The following is an 18,035-nucleotide window of genomic DNA, read 5'->3' on the forward strand; positions in this document are numbered from 1 at the left end:
CCGACGTTGTCTGCGACCATCACCGACGAACAGTTTGCCGCCCGGGAGTTGGTCCGCAGCTGGGCCGCATCGTCTGGTGCCCTTGCCGCGGTGCGCGACGTCGAACACGGCACGCCAGATGCCTGGCGCCCGATTTATCGCGGCCTGGCCGAGCTGGGACTCTTCGGTGTCGCGGTGGCCGAGGACGCCGGCGGGGCCGGCGGGTCCGTGCAGGACCTGTGCGCCATGGTCGAGGAAGCCGCGCGGGCACTGATCCCGGGACCGGTCGCGACGACGGCGGTGGCCACGCTGCTGGTCACCGATGCCGAACTGCTCGAAGCGCTGATGTCCGGGGCGGCGACGGCCGGGCTGTCGCTGGCCGCAGACCTGACGCTGGACGGCGACACGGTGTCGGGCACCGCTCAGTACGTGCTCGGCGCGGATACCTCCGGCGTGCTCCTGTTGCCGGTGGGTGACGACGTCGTCGTGGTCGACGCCGCCGCCGACGGCGTGACGCTCGAGTTGCTCGCGGCCACCGACTTCTCCCGCCCACTGGCCAAGGTCACGGTCAACGCCGCACCGGCCGCCACGCTGGCGGGCTCGCGCCGCCGATTCGAGGACCTGACCGCCACGGTGCTGGCCGCCGAGACCGCCGGCGTGGCCCGCTGGACGCTGGACACCGCCGTCGAGTACGCCAAGGTGCGCGAGCAGTTCGGCAAGCCGATCGGCAGCTTCCAGGCCATCAAGCACATGTGCGCCGAGATGCTGTTGCGCTCGCAGCAGGCCGCGGTTGCCGCCGCCGACGCCGCGGTCGCGGTGTCGGGTGAAGATGACAAGCAGCTCGCCATCGCCGCGGCGATCGCCGCCGCTATCGGCATCGAGTCAGCCAAGGCCAACGCCAAGGACTGCATCCAGGTGCTCGGCGGTATCGGAATCACGTGGGAGCACGACGCTCACCTGTACCTTCGCCGGGCCTACAGCATCGGCCAGATCCTCGGCGGCCGTCCGGCGTGGCTGCGCCGCGTCGGCGCGCTGACGCTGGAGGGGGTGCGCCGCGAGTTGCACATCGACCTGGAGTCCGTCGCCCATCTGCAGCCCGAAATCGCCGCTGCCGCAGCACAAGTGGCGGCCCTTCCGGCCGACAAGCGACAGCCCGCGCTGGCCGAGACCGGCCTGCTCGCCCCGCACTGGCCCAAGCCGTACGGGCGCGAAGCCTCGCCTGCCGAGCAGTTGCTCATCGACTCCGAGCTGGCCAAGGTCGACGTGCAACGTCCCGATCTGGTGATCGGCTGGTGGGCGGTGCCGACGATTCTCGAGGGCGGCACGCCTGCGCAGATCGAGCAGTTCGTTCCGGCCACCCTGCGCGGCGAGATCATCTGGTGCCAGCTGTTTTCCGAGCCGGGCGCCGGATCGGACCTGGCCGCCCTGCGCACCAAAGCCGTTCGCACCGAGGGTGGTTGGAAGCTGACCGGGCAGAAGGTGTGGACGTCTGCCGCGCAGAAGGCGCATTGGGGCGTGTGTCTGGCGCGCACCGACCCCGATGCGCCAAAACACAAGGGCATCACCTACTTCCTGATCGACATGCGTTCGCCGGGCCTGCTGGTGCGGCCGCTTCGTGAGATCACCGGCGACGAGCTGTTCAACGAGGTGTTCTTCGACGAGGTCTTCGTGCCCGACGAGATGGTGGTCGGCACCGTCAACGACGGCTGGCGGCTGGCCCGCACCACCCTGGCCAACGAGCGGGTCGCGATGGCGCAGGGCACCGCCCTGGGCAATCCCGTCGAGGAGATGCTGCGCACGGTCGCCGAGCGGGAGCTCGATACTGCGCTGGCCGACCAGACGGCCAAGCTGATCCTGTCCGCGCAGGCGGGCTCACTGCTCGATCAGCGGATCGCGCAGCTTGCCGTCGGAGGACACGACACCAGTGCAGAAGCCAGCGCGCGCAAGCTGATCGGTGTGCGGCACCGCCAGGCGCTGGCCGAGTTCCGTCAGGAACTGTGCGAGTCGGGCGGCCTCGTCATCGACGGGTTCGTGCACGACTTCCTCAACACCCGCTGCCTGACCATCGCCGGCGGCACCGAGCAGATCCTGCTCACCATGGCCGGCGAGCGGCTGCTGGGGTTGCCGCGCTAGGAAGCTGCCCTACTCGTCGTAGGTGACTTCCACCGAATCTGACTTTGGCCGAGCCTGGCAGCTCAGGATCAGTCCCTCTTCGATATCGCTGGGCTCCAGGACGTCGTTGATCTCCATCTCGACCTCGCCGCTGCGCTTGACGACCGCGCACGCGCCGCAGTGCCCCTCCCGGCACGAGAACGGCACATCGAGCCCCTTGTCGAGGAGCACGTCGAGCAGTTTGGCGCTGCGCGGCCACGACACGGTGTGGGTCTGTCCGTCGAGCTCGACGACTGCGGTCGCCGGCGGCTCGTCACCCTCGTCGGTGATCTTCACCGCGGCGAACGGATCGGTGTCCAGCGAGCGGAACACCTCGATGTGCACCTGCTTGGCCGGAACGGACAGAGCCGACAGGGCCTCTTCGGCGGCGTTCATGAACGGGCCCGGCCCGCAGATGAACGCCTGCCGGTCGGTGTAGGGAGCCATCAGCTTGCTCAGCGCCGTGACGCTGGGCAGGCCTTGTACCGACTCCAGCCAATGCACGATCGTCAGCCGGTCGGGGTACTTGGCAGCGAGGTCACGAAGCGCGCTACCGAAGATGACGGACTTCTCGTCCCGGTTGGCGTAGAGCAGCGTCACCTGGCCACTGCCCTGCGAGAGCGCCGACTTACAGATGGCCAGCATCGGGGTGATTCCACTGCCTGCGGCGATGAGCAGGAAATCGGCGTCGAGGGTCTTCGGCACGAAGGTGCCCGACGGCGCCAGGACGTGCATCTTCATGCCCCGGTGCGCGTGATCGCACAGCCAGTTCGACGCATAGCCGTCGGCGGTGCGCTTGATGGTGACGGTCAGCGCGTCATCGGTGAACGGCGAGCTGCACAGCGAGTAGCAGCGGGCCACCGAGCCGGTGCGGTCGCTGGGGACGCGCAAGGTCAGGAACTGGCCGGGTGCGTACCGCAGGCGATCCGCCGGGATGTCCGCCCCCGCGGGCACGCCGAACACCAATGATCGCGAGTCGTCGGTCTCCTCGACGACATCGGTCACTTCCAACTCGAGCACGTGGCTTCCCAGTGGCTCGTCCGGTGGAACCTGCGTCACGTTGCTTAGCCTTCCCTCCAGCCAACTAGAACAGGTTACAGAAATGGGTTTACATATCGCTACCAGCCGCAGGCTCGCGCTGCTCGACACAAAGAGTAACGTGTTCTAGTCTTGGTCGAAGTAACGCACTTCTGGGAGGCATGCAGTGACGTCTATTCAACAGCGTGACGCGGAGTCGGTTCTCACCGGCATCGACGAACTGCTGCCAAAGCTGCGCGAGCGGGCTCAGGAGACCGAGGACCTGCGTCGCATTCCCGATGCCACGATCGCCGAACTCGACGAGGCCGGGTTCTTCAAGCTGCTGCAGCCCGAGCAGTGGGGCGGCCTGCAGAGCGACCCGACGGTGTTCTACGAAGCGGTTCGCCGGCTGGCCAGTGCCTGCGGTTCGACCGGCTGGGTGGCGGGCATCCTGGGTGTCCACAACTGGCACCTCGCGCACTTTGACCAACAGGCCCAGGAAGACGTCTGGAGCGCGGACCCGACCGTCCGGATCTCCTCGTCCTACGCTCCGATGGGCGCCGGCGTCGTCACCGACGGCGGTTATCTGGTCAACGGCGCCTGGCACTGGTCGTCGGGCTGCGACCACGCCACCTGGACCTTCGTCGGCGGGCCGGTCATCAAGGACGGCAGGCCGGTCGACTTCGGCAGCTTCCTCGTCCCGATCAGCGACTACCGCATCGAGGACGACTGGCATGTGGTGGGCCTGAAGGGCACCGGCAGCAACACTCTGGTGATGAAGGACGTGTTCGTGCCGCGGCACCGGTTCACCTCGTTCAAGGCGATGGGTGATCTGGCGTCCCCCGGACTGCAGACCAACACGGCGCCGGTGTACAAGATGCCGTGGGGCACCATGCATCCGACCACGATCTCGACCCCGATCGTCGGAATGGCCTACGGCGCCTACGACGCTCACGTCGAGCATCAGGGCAAGCGGGTGCGCGCCGCCTATGCGGGTGAGAAGGCCAAGGACGATCCGTTCGCCAAGGTCCGCATCGCCGAGGCGTCCAGCGATATCGACGCGGCCTGGACCCAGCTGTCGGGCAACCTGGCCGCCGAGTACAAGCTGCTGCTGGCGGGGCAGGACATTCCGCTGGAGTTGCGGGCCAAGGCTCGCCGGGACCAGGTGCGCGCCACCCAACGCGCGATCGCATCGGTCGACCGGCTCTTCGAGAGTGCCGGAGCCACCGCACTGGGCACCGACACGGCGCTGCAGCGGTTCTGGCGTGACGCGCACGCCGGCCGGGTGCACGCCGCCAACGACGCCGAGCGCGCCTACGTGATGTTCGGCAACCAGGCATTCGGGCTGCCGCTCGGCGACACGATGGTGTGACGGGCCGGCCCCCATGACGTCCTTCATCCAGGAACCGGAGTCGATTCGGGAGCTGACTCATCAGTCGACCTCGCGCTACGCGCAGGTCCGCGATGATATGCGCCTGCACTTCCACGAGGCGGGTGTCGGCAATCCACGCACAGTGGTGCTGCTGCACGGCGGCGGTCCGGGAGCTTCGAGTTGGTCGAATTTCGCCAAGAACATTCCGGTGCTGGCCAAGCACTTTCACGTGCTCGCCGTCGATCAGCCCGGCTACGGACACTCTGACAAGCACGCCGAACACGAGCAGTACAACCGTTACAGCGCAACGGCTTTGCTCAACCTGTTTGATCACCTCAAGATCGAACGCGCCGATCTGGTGGGCAACTCGCTGGGTGGCGGGACCGCGGTGCGCTTCGCACTGGACAACCCCAAGCGCGCCGGCCGGCTGGTCCTGATGGGCCCCGGCGGGCTGAGCGTCAATCTGTTCGCACCGGATCCCACCGAGGGTGTGAAGCTGCTGGCCCGGTTCACCGCCGACCCGACGCGCGAGAACATGGAAAAGTTCCTGCGCATCATGGTCTTCGACCAGAAGCTGATCACCCCGGAGCTGGTCGAGGAACGCTTCGCGATCGCGAGCACCCCGGAGTCGCTGGCCGCCGCCCGCGCGATGGGAAAGTCGTTCGCGGGAGCCGATTTCGAGCTCGGCATGATGTGGCGCGATGTGTACAAGCTGCGTCAGCAGGTGCTGCTGATCTGGGGCCGTGAGGATCGGGTCAACCCGCTCGACGGCGCCCTGGTGGCGTTGAAACAGATTCCGCGTGTGCAGCTGCACGTTTTCGGGCAATGTGGACATTGGGCTCAGTTGGAAAAATTCGACGAGTTCAACAAGCTGACCGTTGATTTCCTCGGAGGTGGGGCATGACGCTAAAGGCGCTCGGCTACATGCGAATCGAGGCAACCGACGTGGGGGCCTGGCGAGAGTTCGGATGCAAGGTGCTCGGCATGGTCGAGGGTGACGGGGCCATCCCCGACGCGCTCTATCTGCGCATGGACGAATTCGCCGCCCGACTGGTGATCGTGCCCGGCGACCGGGACAGGCTGCTGATCTCCGGTTGGGAGGTCGCCGATGCGGCCGCGCTGCAGAGCCTGCGCGAGACGCTGGCCAAGGCCGGCGTCGACTTCACCGAAGGCACGCGCGAGGAGAAGTCCGAGCGACGGGTGGAGGGCTTGATCCGGTTCTCCGATCCGGCCGGCAACGTTCTCGAAGCGTTCCACGGCGCGCAGTACCTGGGCCGCCGGTTCGTCAGCCCCTACGGCCACAAGTTCGTCACCGCCGAACAGGGCCTCGGACACGTCGTGCTCACCTGTGACGATGATGCCGCCGCGCAGGCGTTCTACCAGGATGTGCTGGGCTTCCGGTTGCGCGACTCGATGAGCCTGCCCCCGCAGATCGCGGGCCGGCCGGCCGACGGCGATCCCGTCTGGTTGCGCTTCTACGGCTGCAACCCGCGCCACCACGCGCTGGCCTTCATGCCGATGCCCAATCCGACCGGCATCGTGCACCTGATGGTCGAGGTGGAGAACTCCGACGACGTCGGGCTGTGCCTGGATCGCGCCAACCGTCGCAAGGTGAAGATGTCGGCGACGCTCGGCCGGCACACCAACGACAAGATGCTGTCCTTCTACATGAAGACCCCCGGCGGCTTCGACATCGAATTCGGTTGTGAGGGGCTAGAAGTCGACGACAAGGATTGGATCGCCAGGGAGAGCACCGCGGTCAGCCTCTGGGGCCACGACTTCTCCGTCGGGTTCAAGTAGCCGATGTCGTCGCCCGCGATCGACCCTCGCACGTTCCGCCACGTGCTGGGGCAGTTCTGCACCGGCATCACGATCATCACGACGGTCCACGACGACACACCGGTGGGGTTCGCCTGCCAGTCGTTCGCGGCGCTGTCGCTCGATCCGCCGCTGGTGCTGTTCTGCCCGACCAAGGTGTCGCGATCCTGGGCGGCGATCGAGGCCAGCGGAAAGTTCTGCGTCAACATCCTGCACGAGAAGCAACAGCATGTGTCCGCGCGGTTCGGCTCCAAGGAGCCGGACAAGTTCGCCGGAATCGATTGGACCCCAAGCAAGCTCGGATCACCGGTGATTGATGGCACGTTGGCGCATATCGACTGCACGGTGGCGTCGGTGACGGACGGCGGCGACCACTTCGTGGTGTTCGGCGCGGTGCACTCGCTGTCGGAGGTGCCCAAGACGAAGCCGCGGCCGCTGCTGTTCTACCGCGGCGAGTACACCGGTATCGAGCCAGACAAGAACACCCCGGCGCAATGGCGCGACGACCTCGACGCCTTCCTCACCGCCACCACACCCGACACTTGGCTGTAGTCCGGTTCAGCTCTGCTCCCCGATGAACTCGAGGATCGCCGACGCGACCTCGCGGTGCACCGTCTCGTTGAGGATGTCGTGATGCGCGCCGGGGAACTCCCGCAGCCTCAGCGGTTCGATCTGCTCGGCGTAGGCGCGCAGCGCACTGACCGGGGCGATCGGGTCGAGCTCACCGTGGATGGCCAAGGTGGGGACGGCCAGCTTCGGCAATTCCGTGCCGAATCGGTCCCATGCGCGATCGAGTTCGCGGGCCAGTGGCACGCTGTCGGCTTCGACGAACGCCAGCGGATCGTTTTCCATCGCGTCGAGGTAGAACGGATCGTCGGACAGCCAGTGCGGGTCGAGGTCCAGTGAGCTGTCGGTGTCGAGCAATTCAGGCACCGGGACCACCGGCGCGCCGGAGATGAGTGCCGCGCGATAGCGCTTCGGCTGGTCGAGGAGCCGGAACAGCGTGATGACGGCGCCGTATGAATGCCCTTGTGCGATAAGCGGAATGCCTGGCGTCGTCTGTTCCGCCAACTCGGTGAGACGCTCGGCCAGTGCGGAGCTGTCTTCGATCCTGCCGAAGTCTCCGCGCGTACCGGGGGATAGGCCGTGGCCGAACTGGTCGACGGCCCACAGGTCGATACCGGCGGCGTTGAGGGCGAAACCCAGTCGGTGGTAGACACCGGTGTGTTCGCCGAACCCGTGTAGGAAGATGATGGCCGCGCGCGGTTCCAGCGCGGCCCAGTGCCGGTAGTAGGCGCGGCCGAGTTCGTGGTCGATGAAGGGCATGGGTTGAGCCCACCAGCTACGCCGGTATGCCGCAACACCTGGGCTCAGTCCGCGTCTGTACCCAGCAACACATCGTGCTGGTCGGCCATGCGGCCCTTGATCGCCGCGACCAGCGCCGAGACCTCTGGGCGCCGCAGCGTCTCGGCGCGGGCCACCAGCCAGTAGCTCAACCGTGGGCCCAGCTGGCCCGGCAGTACCCGGACGAGGTCCTCGTGGCGGTCGGCCATGAAGCACGGCAGTAATCCCAGACCCGCCGCCGCGCGGGTGGCTTCGACGTGGACGAAGACGTTGGTCGAGGTCACCGATTCCTGCATGGGGGGAAGGGAACTCGACGCCAGATCGAGATCGTCGACCTGCAGCATCGAGTCGATGAAGTACACCAGCGGAAAGCGCGCCAGCTCCGCGAGGGTCGCCGGGCTGCCGTGGCGATCCAGGTAGCTACGCGCTCCGTAGAGACCCAGCCGGTACTCGCCCAAGTGCAGTGCGATCGCGCGTCGGACCCGCGGCTCGCCGACCACGACCTCGATGTCGAGGCCGGAGCGCTGCTGGGACGCCCGGCGGGTGGCGGTGACGATCTCGACTGCCACCCGCGGATCGCGACGCTGCATCTGGGCGGCCGCCGGTGCGGCAATGTAGGCGCTGAACCCGTCGGTGGCCGACATGCGCACCACGCCTTCCAGGGGCGGGGTGCCGTCGGCGCTGGGGGACAACGAGCGCACCGCGGACTCGATGCTTTCGGCGGCAGCCAGTGCCGCACGGCCGAGATCGGTCAACTCCCAGCCGCCCGCGGCTCTGGCCAGCACGCGGCCGCCGAGCGTCTGCTCCAGCGCGGTGATCCGTCGCGAGATCGTTGTGTGGTTGAGACCGAGTTCTTCGGCGGCCGTCACGAACCGGCCGGAGCGGCCGACGGCCAGCAACACCAGCAGATCGTCGGCGCTCGGGCGTGCGGGCGGCACAGGCATATCTGCATATTCGCAGACACCCGCACGCTTGGCCCTCGACGCCGGTGCCGCCGTTCGGTGCTTGACCCTCCCCCTGGGGGAAACCCCACTGTGGCGGTATGACAACGCACAACATCGAAAGCACCGCCACCGGATGGAACGCGCTTCCGGCGGTGATCAGGACCTACCTCACCGCGCATCGGGCTCGCGACGTGGCCGCGGCGATCAGCACCTTCGCCGCCGAGGCCACCGTCACCGACGAAGGCCACACCGCGCACGGGCGGGAGGCGATCGGTACCTGGCTGGCCAGCGCCGGCACCGAGTACACCTTCACCACCGAGTTCACCGCCGCCACCACGAGGGATGCCGCGCACTTCGACGTGCTCCAGCGCCTGGTCGGCGACTTCCCGGGTGGGGTGGCCGACCTGCACTATCGGTTCACCCTGGCCGACAACCTGATCAGCCGTCTCGTCATCGAGCCGTGAGCCGATGACGAAGAACTGGTTCATCACCGGAGGTACCCCCGGTGGGTTCGGAATGGCCTACGCCGACGCCGCTCTGGAGGTCGGGGACCGGGTGGTGCTCACGGCGCGACGGCCCGCCGAGCTGGACTCGTGGGCCCGACCCCACGGCGACCGAGTGCTTGTTCTGCCGCTGGACGTCACCGATGCCGCTGCGGTGCAGGCCACGGTCCGCACCGCCGAGGAGCAGTTCGGCGGCATCGATGTTGTGGTGAACAACGCCGGACGCGGGTGGTACGGGTCGATCGAGGGCATGGCCGACGCGGATGTCCGCGCGATGTTCGAACTGAACTTCTTCGCGCTGCTCTCGGTCGTCAGGGTCGCGCTCCCGGGCATGCGCGCCAGGGGCAGCGGGTGGATCGTCAACATGTCGTCGGTTGCAGGGCGCAGCGGCGTCACTGGATTCGGCTACTACAGTGCGACGAAGTTCGCCGTCGAGGCCGTCACCGAGGTGCTCCGCGAAGAGGTTGCGCCGCTGGGGATTCAGGTCATGGCCGTGGAGCCGGGGGCCTTTCGCACCCACGCCTACGCGGGTTTCGCCGATGAACCAGTCGCCGAATCGATCGCCGACTACCGGCCGATGCTGGAGCAGGTTCGGTCGGCGATGGTCGAGCAGAGCGGCACCCAGCCCGGCGACCCCCGGCGCGGGGTCCGCGCGGTGATCACCGCGATGGCGCAGGACCCGCCTCCCCGACGGTTGGTCATCGGCAGCGACGGGTTCGACACCGTCGTTGCGACGCTCGAGAATTCGCTCGCTGAGGTCCGCGCCTACGAGGCGTTGTCCCGCGGCGCCGACTTCCCGCCGGCCGCCTACCCCGGCGCGGGGGCGAGTTGAAACACCGGCCAGCCGATCTCTGTTCGCCACCTGGTCGAGTCGTCGGTGTCACGGGGCCCGACCACATAGGTCTCGTGGATCGGTCCGTCGACGGCAAGGGCATGCGTGACGACCCAGGCGCCGAGACGGCCATAGGTCACGTCGATGTCATCGTGCGGTCCGCAATGGACCGCGACGGCAAGGTCGGCCGCAGGGAGCTCGACGACCTCGATGCGGCCGGATGTTCGTGGGGTACGGACTGGCCGGAAGACCATCATCACCCCGGCTCCGTGCGCAAACAGCGCGTTCGCGTACTGCCCGCCGGGCGGTCCGGTGCGTTCCGCCGGAGGGAAGGCCTCGTCGAGTTCGGCCATCGCATCGTCGTACCAGCGCACCGAATCACCAAGGCGCGCTTGCTCGGTGATCGCGGCGACGGTTCGTGCGGGCACCGAGCGCAGCTCGACCTGAACGTCGGCCGGGTCCGGGCGGAGCAGCCGGCGCAGCGACACGACGGCGGCCTGGGTCCGACTCAGCTCGGCCTCCAGCCGACGCAGATGGCCCGCGATCACGTCGGCCCGTTGTTGCGGGTCGTCGGTGGCGAGGATCGACCGGACCTCGGCCAACGGCACATCGAGCTGACGGAGCTGGTGGATCACCTGCGCGGTGGGGATCTGCTCGGGCTCGTAGTACCGGTAGCCCGAAGTCGGGTCGACTGTCGCGGGCTCGAGCAGTCCGGCCTCGTGGTAGCGCCGCAGTGTCCGCACGCTCAGGTGCGTCACCGTGGCGAACTCGCCGATGGTCAGTTGGGAACGCACGACCTCTCCTCAACCTCCTCCCGGGGGCAACGAACTTCCCCACGCAATCTAGCGCGCAGGGAAGCCCGCCCCGGCGGCGCCGCGTTAACCAGTCCGTGCGGCAGCCGGCGACCGCGACCACCCAGATAAGGAAAGTGATTGGCAGATGCCCAGTTTCAGTGGATATGACTACGTGGTCGTCGGTGCGGGGTCGGCAGGCTGTGTGATCGCTGCCCGGTTGTCCGAGGACCCGGCCGTCAGGGTGCTGCTGCTCGAGTCGGGACCGGCGGACACCAAGCCCGAGATCTCCGCGCCGCCCGCGTGGCCGGCGCTGTGGGGCAGCGAGATCGACTACTCCTACGACACCGTCCCGCAGCCGGGCACCGCCGGGTTCGCGCACAACTGGCCGCGTGGCCACACGCTCGGGGGAAGTAGCAGCATCAACGCGATGGTGTACTTGCGCGGACACCCGAGCGATTTCGACAATTGGGCCAAATCAGGTTGCGTCGGCTGGGATTACGCGTCGGTGCTGCCCTACTTCCGGCGGATGGAGACGGTCCGGGGCGGGGATCCGCGCTACCGGGGCGTTGACGGTCCGATGTGTCCGCAGCCGGCCGCCGCCGAAGTGGCCAATCCGCTGTCCCAGGTGTTCCTCGATGCCGCGGTTGCCGCCGGCTTCCCGTTGACCGCCGATTTCAACGGCGCTGACGCCGAGGGGGCCGGCTGGCATGATCTGTCGATCTCCGGTGGCAATCGGCAGAGCACCGCTGCGGCCTACCTGCACCCCGCGCGGGACAGAGCCAACCTGACTGTCATCACGGATTCTCGCGCACACAGATTGCGGTTTGTCGGAAACCGCTGTGTCGGAGTTGATTTGGTATGGCACGGTCGCGAGGCGACCGCGTTCGCCGACGCCGAGGTGGTGGTCAGCGCCGGGGCGGTGGATTCTCCGCGGCTGCTGCTGCTGTCGGGGATCGGACCTGCGGCAGAACTGAAAGCCGCCGGGGTCGGCGTCTTCCACGACCTGCCCGGGGTGGGCCGTAACCTGCACGACCATCCGCTGTGCGGCGTCGTCTACGAAGCAGCGCAGCCGATTCCGGCAGCACGGACGAATCACGCCGAGACATCGCTGCTGTGGCGCAGCGATAGTTCGCTGGCCGGACCGGACATGCAGTTGATGTTCATCCACGTGCCGTTTCACCCACCGCACTTGGCCGCACCGACGAACAGCTTTACGTTGGCCGTGGCAACGGTGCCGGACGCGCGCGGTTCGATTCGGCTTGCGGGGCCGGACCCTGCGACACCGCCGCTGATCGATCCGAACTATCTCGGTGCGGAGTCGGATGTGCGGCGGATGGTCCACGGCGTCACGGTGGCTCGCGAGATCGCAGCCGGGGAGCCGTTCGCGTCGTGGCGAGCGCGCGAGGTGCTCCCCGGACCTGGTGCCACCGACGAGGAGGCGCTGCGGGCTTTCCTGGCTCGAGGCACCGGCACCTACTACCACCCGGTCGGTACGTGCGCGATGGGCACCGGCCCCGAGGCGGTGGTGGGGCCGGATCTGCGGGTGCACGGCCTGACCGGCGTGCGGGTCGCCGACGCGTCGATCATGCCCCGACTGGTCCCGGTGAACACCAATGCCGTGGCGATCATGATCGGCGAGAAGGCCGCCGATCTGATCCGCTGACTGGCGGGTAAAGGCGGCAATATCTGCATAATCGCAGATCGTTCCTGCGGGTTTCGGCATTGCATCGCCCGGCGAGGTGCGCGAATACTCAGGTCGGTGTGGCCGCCATCACATGGGGGCAGTCCTGGATACGGCGATCGGAGGAGGGCCGGATGAGTGTGACCAACGCGGCGAGCGGACTGAAGAAGGTCGTCGCCGCCTCGATGGCCGGCACCGTCGTCGAGTGGTACGAGTTCTTTCTGTACGGCACGGCAGCGACCTTGGTCTTCAACAAGATCTTCTTCGCCAAGGGCACCAGCGATCTCGATGCGATCCTGGCGGCGTTCATCACCTATGCGGTCGGCTTCGCCGCGCGCCCGCTCGGGGGGATCGTGTTCGGCCATTTCGGCGACAAGTACGGCCGCAAGAAGCTGCTGCAGTTCAGTTTGGTGTTGGTCGGCGCGTCGACGTTCTTGATGGGCTGCCTGCCGACGTTCGGTCAGATCGGCTATTGGGCGCCGACGCTGCTGGTGATCCTGCGCTTCCTGCAGGGCTTCGCGGTGGGCGGGGAGTGGGGCGGTGCGGTGCTGCTGGTGGCCGAACACAGTCCCAATCGAGAGCGCGGATTCTGGGCCAGCTGGCCGCAGGCCGGGGTACCGGTGGGCAACATGCTCGCGACGGTGGTGCTGCTGACGCTGACCGCGACGCTGTCGGAGACCGCGTTCTTGTCCTGGGGCTGGCGGGTCGGGTTCTGGCTGTCGGCGGTGGTGGTGCTGATCGGCTACTACATCCGCACCAAGGTCACCGATGCGCCGATCTTCGTGGAGGCCCAGCAGGAGGCCGAGCGGATGAAGGCCAGCTCGTACGGGGTCGTCGAGGTGCTCAAGCGTTATCCCCGTGGAGTTTTCACCGCGATGGGCCTGCGCGTCGCCGAGAACATCATGTACTACCTGGTGGTGACGTTCTCGATCACCTATCTCAAGGTCGAGGTGCACGCCGATACCAGCGATATCCTCTGGTGGCTCTTGGTCGCGCACGCAGTGCATTTCGTGGTCATCCCGTACGCCGGACGGTTGTCGGACCGCTACGGCAGAAAGCCGGTGTACCTGGTCGGCGCGCTCGGCGCCGGGGTGTGGGGCTTCGTCGCCTTCCCGATGATGAACAGCGGCCAGTACCTGCTGATCATGGGTTCGATCATTCTGGGTCTGGTCATCCACGCGCTGATGTATGCCCCGCAGCCGGCGCTGATGGCCGAAATGTTCCCGACCAGGATGCGTTATTCCGGAGTGTCCCTTGGCTATCAGGTCACCGCGATCTTCGCCGGCTCGCTGGCCCCGATCATCGCGGTGAAGCTGTTGGCGGTGTACGGCTCCGCGGTCCCGATCGCCGTCTACTTGGCCGCGGCCGCGGTGATCACCCTGGTCGCGCTGGCTTTCGCTCGTGAGACCAAGGGCATCGACCTGGCCGATATCGACACGGCAGACGCACAGCGGCACGGGCCGTCGGCAACGGCGGTCGCGTGACGTCACTGGCTGGGCGCACTGCTCTGGTGACCGGGGCCGCCAGCGGCATCGGCGCGGCGTGTGCCCGTGAGTTGGCCGAGCGTGGGGCGCACGTGACCGTTGCCGACATCGACGGCGCCGGAGCCTGTGCGCTGGCCCGCGAGATCAGCGGAAAGTCCTGGGAGGTGGACCTTCTCGACGTCGCGGCACTGGAGGAGCTACGAATCGAGTTCGACATCCTGGTCAACAATGCCGGACTGCAGGTGATCGATGCGATCGTGGACTTTCCGCCGGCGAAGTTCCGGATGTTGCTCGCGTTGATGGTGGAGGCCCCGTTCCTGCTCATTCGGGCGGCGTTACCGGCGATGTACGAGCGAGGGTTCGGCCGGATCGTGAACATCTCCTCGGTGCACGGAATCCGTGCCTCGGAGTACAAGGTCGCCTATGTCACGGCCAAGCACGCGCTGGAAGGGCTGTCCAAGGTCACTGCGCTCGAAGGTGGTCCGCGTGGCGTCACCAGCAACTGTGTCAATCCCGGCTACGCGCGAACCCCTTTGGTGGCCAAGCAGATTGCCGACCAGGCGAGAACTCACGGTATCGACGAGCAGGAAGTGCTGGAGACCATTCTGCTCAGCGAGAGTGCGATCAAACGGCTGGTCGAGCCGGAGGAGGTCGCCGACCTGGTCGGCTGGCTGGCATCGCCCGCCGCGGCGATGGTGACGGGCGCCTCCTACACGATGGACGGTGGCTGGAGCGCCCGCTAGTGGTCAAGCGGCGTCGAAGGTGACCAGGTCGACACTGAGTTGACTTTCAGCAATGCTGATCCGTTTTCGGATCGGGGGTCCGGGTAACGGTGGGGCGATGGACCGATAGGTGGCGCCGGTCGGAGTGGTGAAGTTGGCCTGGTGCTTGCCGTCACACTCGGAAGTGCTTACGCGCCAGCCGCGGGCCTCTTTGGCGTAGTTGCACGCTTCGCACTCGCCGAGGCCGTTCAGCGCGCTGGTATGGCCGGATTCGCGGTGCGGTAGCGCGTGATCCCGATGGCGGATAGGGGCGTCGCAGTATGGCGTTCGGCAGGTTTGGTCCCGCAGTCCGATGAACGCGGCCAACCCTTTCGGGAAGATCCGCGAACGCGATTCCATCGCAACCAGCTGTCCGCTGTCGGGATGCCGATAGAGCCTTCGCAACGTGGTTCTGGTGTCTTCATCGACGGCGGCGTCGCCGACGATCTTGCATGCGAACCCGGCCGGCACCGGACCGTAGCCGTCCAACCATGCCGACTCATTGTCGTCACCGGCCAAGGTGGTATCGGCCATCACCAGGTTGAGCGACACCGGTACGGGCTGGTCTGCGGGCCTGCCGGTAATGCGCTCCACCACTGTGTCGGCCATGACCTGACCTCGGGAACGTCCGTCAAAGGTGGTATCGGCTTCTCGTTTGACCGTGGCGTACACCGCGACTCCTTGCGCGACGGGCAACAACACCGTCACGTAGGCCATAGTGTCCGGGGCAGGCCGGATCCACACGCACCGGTCGACGGCGGCCTTGGCGGTGCGTTCGACAACGGCTTGCGCGTCCAGGCGTACGGTGATCTTCTTCGCCTCGGCCGCAACCCTCTTGTCACCCCAGCCTTCGAGTGCCGAAGTGTCGCTGCACAGTTCGGCATCCAGTTGCCGACGATGCTCGATCGAGAGACAGGCTGACTCTCGCACGACCAACGTCGCGCGCCACTCGTTGAGTGCACCGCATTCCAGTGCGGCGAGGGTGTGCGGCATCTCGCGTACGAGAGCAGTCGCCAACCCGAGGTGTTGGCCACCCCGCTTCGGCGCGACACGACGAGCGAGGGCCACCTCATTGGCCAGTCCGCGCCCGCGTTTCGGCTTCGGGACACCTGCCGCCGCTTCTGCGGCATGGCGCTTGGTCGCCCAGGCTTCCGTTGCGCGGGCCTGCGCGGCGGCCGCGGCGGCCTTCAGCTGTTCGAGCTGCTCGACGACCCCACGCAGCGTCGCCTCGTCGGCCTCAGCGTCGAATTCGAACAAACTTTCGAACATGTGGTCGACAGTACACCGCTCCACTGACAAGTCAACGAAGCCAGGGTCCCAGCCTGCGCAGCGCCTCGTCGATATCAGTGGACGGACCCGCGAATGACAGCCGTACGAACGACCCGCCGCGTACCGGGTCGAAGTCTATCCCCGGCGCGATCGCCAATCCGGTATCCGCCAGCAGCTTTTCGCAGAATGTCAGCGAGTCCGAGGTGAAGTCCGAGACGTCGGCGTAGACGTAGAATGCGCCATCGGTGGGCGCCAGCCGGGTGATGCCGATGTCACGCAGGCCGGCCAGCAGAGTTTCCCGGTTGGCCGCGTAGTGGTGCAGATGGCCTTGCGCCTCGGCGACGGCTTCGGGTGTGAACGCCGCCACTCCGGCGAATTGGGGCAGCACCGGCGGGCAGATGGTGAAATTCCCGGTCAGACAGTCCACCGCACGACGCAGTTCCTCGGGCACCAGCAGCCAACCCAGCCGCCAGCCCGTCATGGCGAAGTACTTCGAAAAGCTGTTCGCGACAACGGCATTGCGCGACGTCTGCCAGGCGCACGACGTCTCCGGCGCGCCGGGGTAGACCAGGCCGTGGTACACCTCGTCGCTGATCAGCCGGGCTCCGGTCTGATCGCACCACGATGCGAGGGCTGCCAGCTCGGCCGGCGGGATCACCGTGCCCGTCGGGTTGGCGGGACTGGCCACGATCACGCCCTGCACCGGCGCCTCCAGCTCGCTCAGCATCTGCACGGTCGGCTGGAACCGGGTTTCGGGGCCGCACGGGATCTCCACGACCTCGCAGCCCAGCGCCGACAGGATGTTGCGGTAGCAGGGATAGCCGGGACTGGCGATGGCCACTCGGTCACCGACGTCGAAGCAGGCCAGGAACGCCAGCAGGAATCCGCCCGAGGATCCGGTGGTCACCACCACGTCGTCGGCGCTGACGTCCAGGCCGTAACGGCCGAAATAGGACTCCGCGATCGCCTCGCGCAGCTCTGGGATACCGAGCGCGACGGTGTAACCGAGCTGGTTGGCTTCCAGTGCGGCGGCCGCGGCCGCGCGGACCGGCTCGGGGGCACCGACACTGGGCTGGCCCGCCGATAGGTTCACCAGGTCGCCGTGGGTGCGTTGGCGCTCTGCGGCGGCCAGCCACACGTCCATCACATAGAACGGCGGGATCCCGGCTCGCAGCGCAACGCGGTTGTTCACTCCGGTCACGCTAGAACACCGCCTCCGGCGGGTGCAGACCGTACAGCCCGCGCCCGGTTATCTGGAGGTTGTCCAGAAACAGTCGCGAGGACGTGTAGGCGTCCTCGATCAACTCGGTCGTATGCGTGAAGTCGAGCGGCGAGATCAGTCTGGGCACGGGCCCGGGCAGATACACCACGGGTAGCTCCGCGGCAACGAGGGCGGCCTCCGCTACCGCCTGCGTGCGCGTGGTGACCAGCGCCGTGTAGAGCAGGATGTCGGCGATGGTGTCGGTAGACCCAGGCAGCTGGCCGGGGAAGAAGCAGTCGAGCACGATGAGCGAGCGTGCTCCCATGGCGACCGCCTGCCGCATGGGTACGTTGGCGACCACTCCGCCGTCGTAGAGGCGCAGGCCGTCGTGCTCCACCGGCGGGTAGATGCCGGGGATAGCGGCACTCGCCAACAGGGCGGGCAGCAGTAAACCCTCGCGGATCACGTGCGGTTGTCCGGTCGCGATGTTCATCGTGACGGCGGCGAACGGAAGCTCGAGGTCGGCAAATTCTGCTGTGGCCCCGAGGAATTCGGCGATCATCTCGGCCAGCCCGGTATTGGGAAACAAGTGTGTCTTGACTCGCTGCAGCATCAGCGCCTGGGCGATGAGGCCACCCGGGAACACCTTCTCCCGTGTCATGCGGGCCCATGCGTGGGAGAGCCGATTCGCGGCACCGTTCGGATCAGACGCCAGCACCGCCCCGTTGATCGATCCAACCGAGGTACCTGTCACCAGGTCGGGCGCGACATCCCTCTCGCTGAGCGCCTGCAGCATACCGACCTGGATAGCGCCGAGGCTGCCGCCGCCGCCCAGGACGTAGCCGATCGGTCGGGGAAGATCCTCGATGGAACCGGTCGGCATGG

Annotated in this window: 17 protein-coding genes; 10 read left to right on the plus strand and 7 right to left on the minus strand. The window is 67.1% G+C overall.

The annotated features are described in order from the left end of the window. Window positions 1-6: 6 nt before the first annotated feature. Window positions 7-2,112, plus strand: coding sequence for an acyl-CoA dehydrogenase family protein (locus HPC46_RS13600; protein ID WP_179470598.1), 2,106 nt, complete (start codon window positions 7-9; stop codon window positions 2,110-2,112). 9 nt (window positions 2,113-2,121) lie between these two features. Here HPC46_RS13600 and HPC46_RS13605 read toward each other — a convergent pair whose 3' ends face one another. Then, complete coding sequence (locus tag HPC46_RS13605) at window positions 2,122-3,189, minus strand: 2Fe-2S iron-sulfur cluster-binding protein (RefSeq protein ID WP_179470600.1); 1,068 nt, start codon at window positions 3,187-3,189, stop codon at window positions 2,122-2,124. 145 nt (window positions 3,190-3,334) lie between these two features. Between HPC46_RS13605 and hsaA the strand changes: the two genes are divergently transcribed. From hsaA to hsaB, 4 genes are read left to right on the plus strand one after another with little or no spacing between them, the layout of a single operon-like run. Then, window positions 3,335-4,519 (plus strand): 3-hydroxy-9,10-secoandrosta-1,3,5(10)-triene-9,17-dione monooxygenase oxygenase subunit, encoded by a 1,185-nt coding sequence (gene hsaA / locus HPC46_RS13610; protein WP_179470602.1) that lies wholly within the window; start codon window positions 3,335-3,337, stop codon window positions 4,517-4,519. 13 nt (window positions 4,520-4,532) lie between these two features. Next, window positions 4,533-5,423 carry a 4,5:9,10-diseco-3-hydroxy-5,9,17-trioxoandrosta-1(10),2-diene-4-oate hydrolase gene (gene hsaD, locus HPC46_RS13615; RefSeq protein WP_179470604.1) on the plus strand — a complete coding sequence of 297 codons (891 nt, stop codon included), beginning with the start codon at window positions 4,533-4,535 and terminating at the stop codon, window positions 5,421-5,423. After that, a complete protein-coding gene (gene hsaC / locus HPC46_RS13620; protein WP_179470606.1) occupies window positions 5,420-6,319 on the plus strand; it encodes an iron-dependent extradiol dioxygenase HsaC in 900 nt (299 codons plus the stop codon). The genes hsaD and hsaC overlap by 4 nt, the downstream gene beginning before the upstream one ends. 3 nt (window positions 6,320-6,322) lie before the next feature. Next, complete coding sequence (gene hsaB / locus HPC46_RS13625; RefSeq protein ID WP_179470608.1) at window positions 6,323-6,889, plus strand: 3-hydroxy-9,10-secoandrosta-1,3,5(10)-triene-9,17-dione monooxygenase reductase subunit; 567 nt, start codon at window positions 6,323-6,325, stop codon at window positions 6,887-6,889. A gap of 6 nt (window positions 6,890-6,895) precedes the next feature. Here the strand turns inward: hsaB and HPC46_RS13630 are convergent, their stop codons facing one another. Beyond that, window positions 6,896-7,663 carry an alpha/beta fold hydrolase gene (locus tag HPC46_RS13630; RefSeq protein ID WP_179470610.1) on the minus strand — a complete coding sequence of 256 codons (768 nt, stop codon included), beginning with the start codon at window positions 7,661-7,663 and terminating at the stop codon, window positions 6,896-6,898. 44 nt (window positions 7,664-7,707) lie between these two features. Next, a complete protein-coding gene (locus HPC46_RS13635; protein ID WP_179470612.1) occupies window positions 7,708-8,625 on the minus strand; it encodes a LysR family transcriptional regulator in 918 nt (305 codons plus the stop codon). A gap of 98 nt (window positions 8,626-8,723) precedes the next feature. Between HPC46_RS13635 and HPC46_RS13640 the strand changes: the two genes are divergently transcribed. After that, a complete protein-coding gene (locus HPC46_RS13640; RefSeq protein ID WP_179470613.1) occupies window positions 8,724-9,089 on the plus strand; it encodes a nuclear transport factor 2 family protein in 366 nt (121 codons plus the stop codon). Window positions 9,090-9,093: 4 nt separating this feature from the next. Continuing rightward, window positions 9,094-9,960, plus strand: a complete 867-nt coding sequence (locus tag HPC46_RS13645) for an SDR family NAD(P)-dependent oxidoreductase (protein WP_179470615.1) — start codon at window positions 9,094-9,096, stop codon at window positions 9,958-9,960. On the opposite strand, the gene HPC46_RS13650 is transcribed toward HPC46_RS13645, so the two are convergent. Continuing rightward, window positions 9,936-10,754 (minus strand): MerR family transcriptional regulator, encoded by an 819-nt coding sequence (locus HPC46_RS13650; RefSeq protein ID WP_179470617.1) that lies wholly within the window; start codon window positions 10,752-10,754, stop codon window positions 9,936-9,938. The two genes, HPC46_RS13645 and HPC46_RS13650, sit on opposite strands and share 25 nt — an antisense overlap. 145 nt (window positions 10,755-10,899) lie before the next feature. Here HPC46_RS13650 and HPC46_RS13655 point away from each other — a divergent pair, with 145 nt between their 5' ends. The 3 genes from HPC46_RS13655 to HPC46_RS13665 all read left to right on the plus strand — a co-directional run bounded on the left by HPC46_RS13655 (window position 10,900) and on the right by HPC46_RS13665 (window position 14,662). Beyond that, window positions 10,900-12,417 (plus strand): GMC family oxidoreductase, encoded by a 1,518-nt coding sequence (locus HPC46_RS13655; protein WP_179470619.1) that lies wholly within the window; start codon window positions 10,900-10,902, stop codon window positions 12,415-12,417. 152 nt (window positions 12,418-12,569) lie between these two features. Next, window positions 12,570-13,919 carry an MFS transporter gene (locus HPC46_RS13660; protein ID WP_179470621.1) on the plus strand — a complete coding sequence of 450 codons (1,350 nt, stop codon included), beginning with the start codon at window positions 12,570-12,572 and terminating at the stop codon, window positions 13,917-13,919. Continuing rightward, window positions 13,916-14,662: a 3-hydroxybutyrate dehydrogenase gene (locus HPC46_RS13665; RefSeq protein ID WP_179470623.1), complete on the plus strand. Its 747-nt coding sequence runs from the start codon at window positions 13,916-13,918 to the stop codon at window positions 14,660-14,662. The genes HPC46_RS13660 and HPC46_RS13665 overlap by 4 nt, the downstream gene beginning before the upstream one ends. Before the next feature lie 3 nt (window positions 14,663-14,665). Here HPC46_RS13665 and HPC46_RS13670 read toward each other — a convergent pair whose 3' ends face one another. From HPC46_RS13670 to HPC46_RS13680, 3 genes are read right to left on the minus strand one after another with little or no spacing between them, the layout of a single operon-like run. Beyond that, complete coding sequence (locus HPC46_RS13670; protein ID WP_179470625.1) at window positions 14,666-15,949, minus strand: 13E12 repeat family protein; 1,284 nt, start codon at window positions 15,947-15,949, stop codon at window positions 14,666-14,668. 31 nt (window positions 15,950-15,980) lie between these two features. Continuing rightward, window positions 15,981-17,141, minus strand: coding sequence for a pyridoxal phosphate-dependent aminotransferase (locus HPC46_RS13675; RefSeq protein WP_179470627.1), 1,161 nt, complete (start codon window positions 17,139-17,141; stop codon window positions 15,981-15,983). Between the two features lie 10 nt (window positions 17,142-17,151). Continuing rightward, window positions 17,152-18,033 (minus strand): patatin-like phospholipase family protein, encoded by an 882-nt coding sequence (locus HPC46_RS13680; RefSeq protein ID WP_179470629.1) that lies wholly within the window; start codon window positions 18,031-18,033, stop codon window positions 17,152-17,154. Window positions 18,034-18,035 lie beyond the last annotated feature (2 nt).

Source organism: Mycolicibacterium vinylchloridicum (assembly GCF_013404075.1).
Classification (GTDB): domain Bacteria; phylum Actinomycetota; class Actinomycetes; order Mycobacteriales; family Mycobacteriaceae; genus Mycobacterium; species Mycobacterium vinylchloridicum.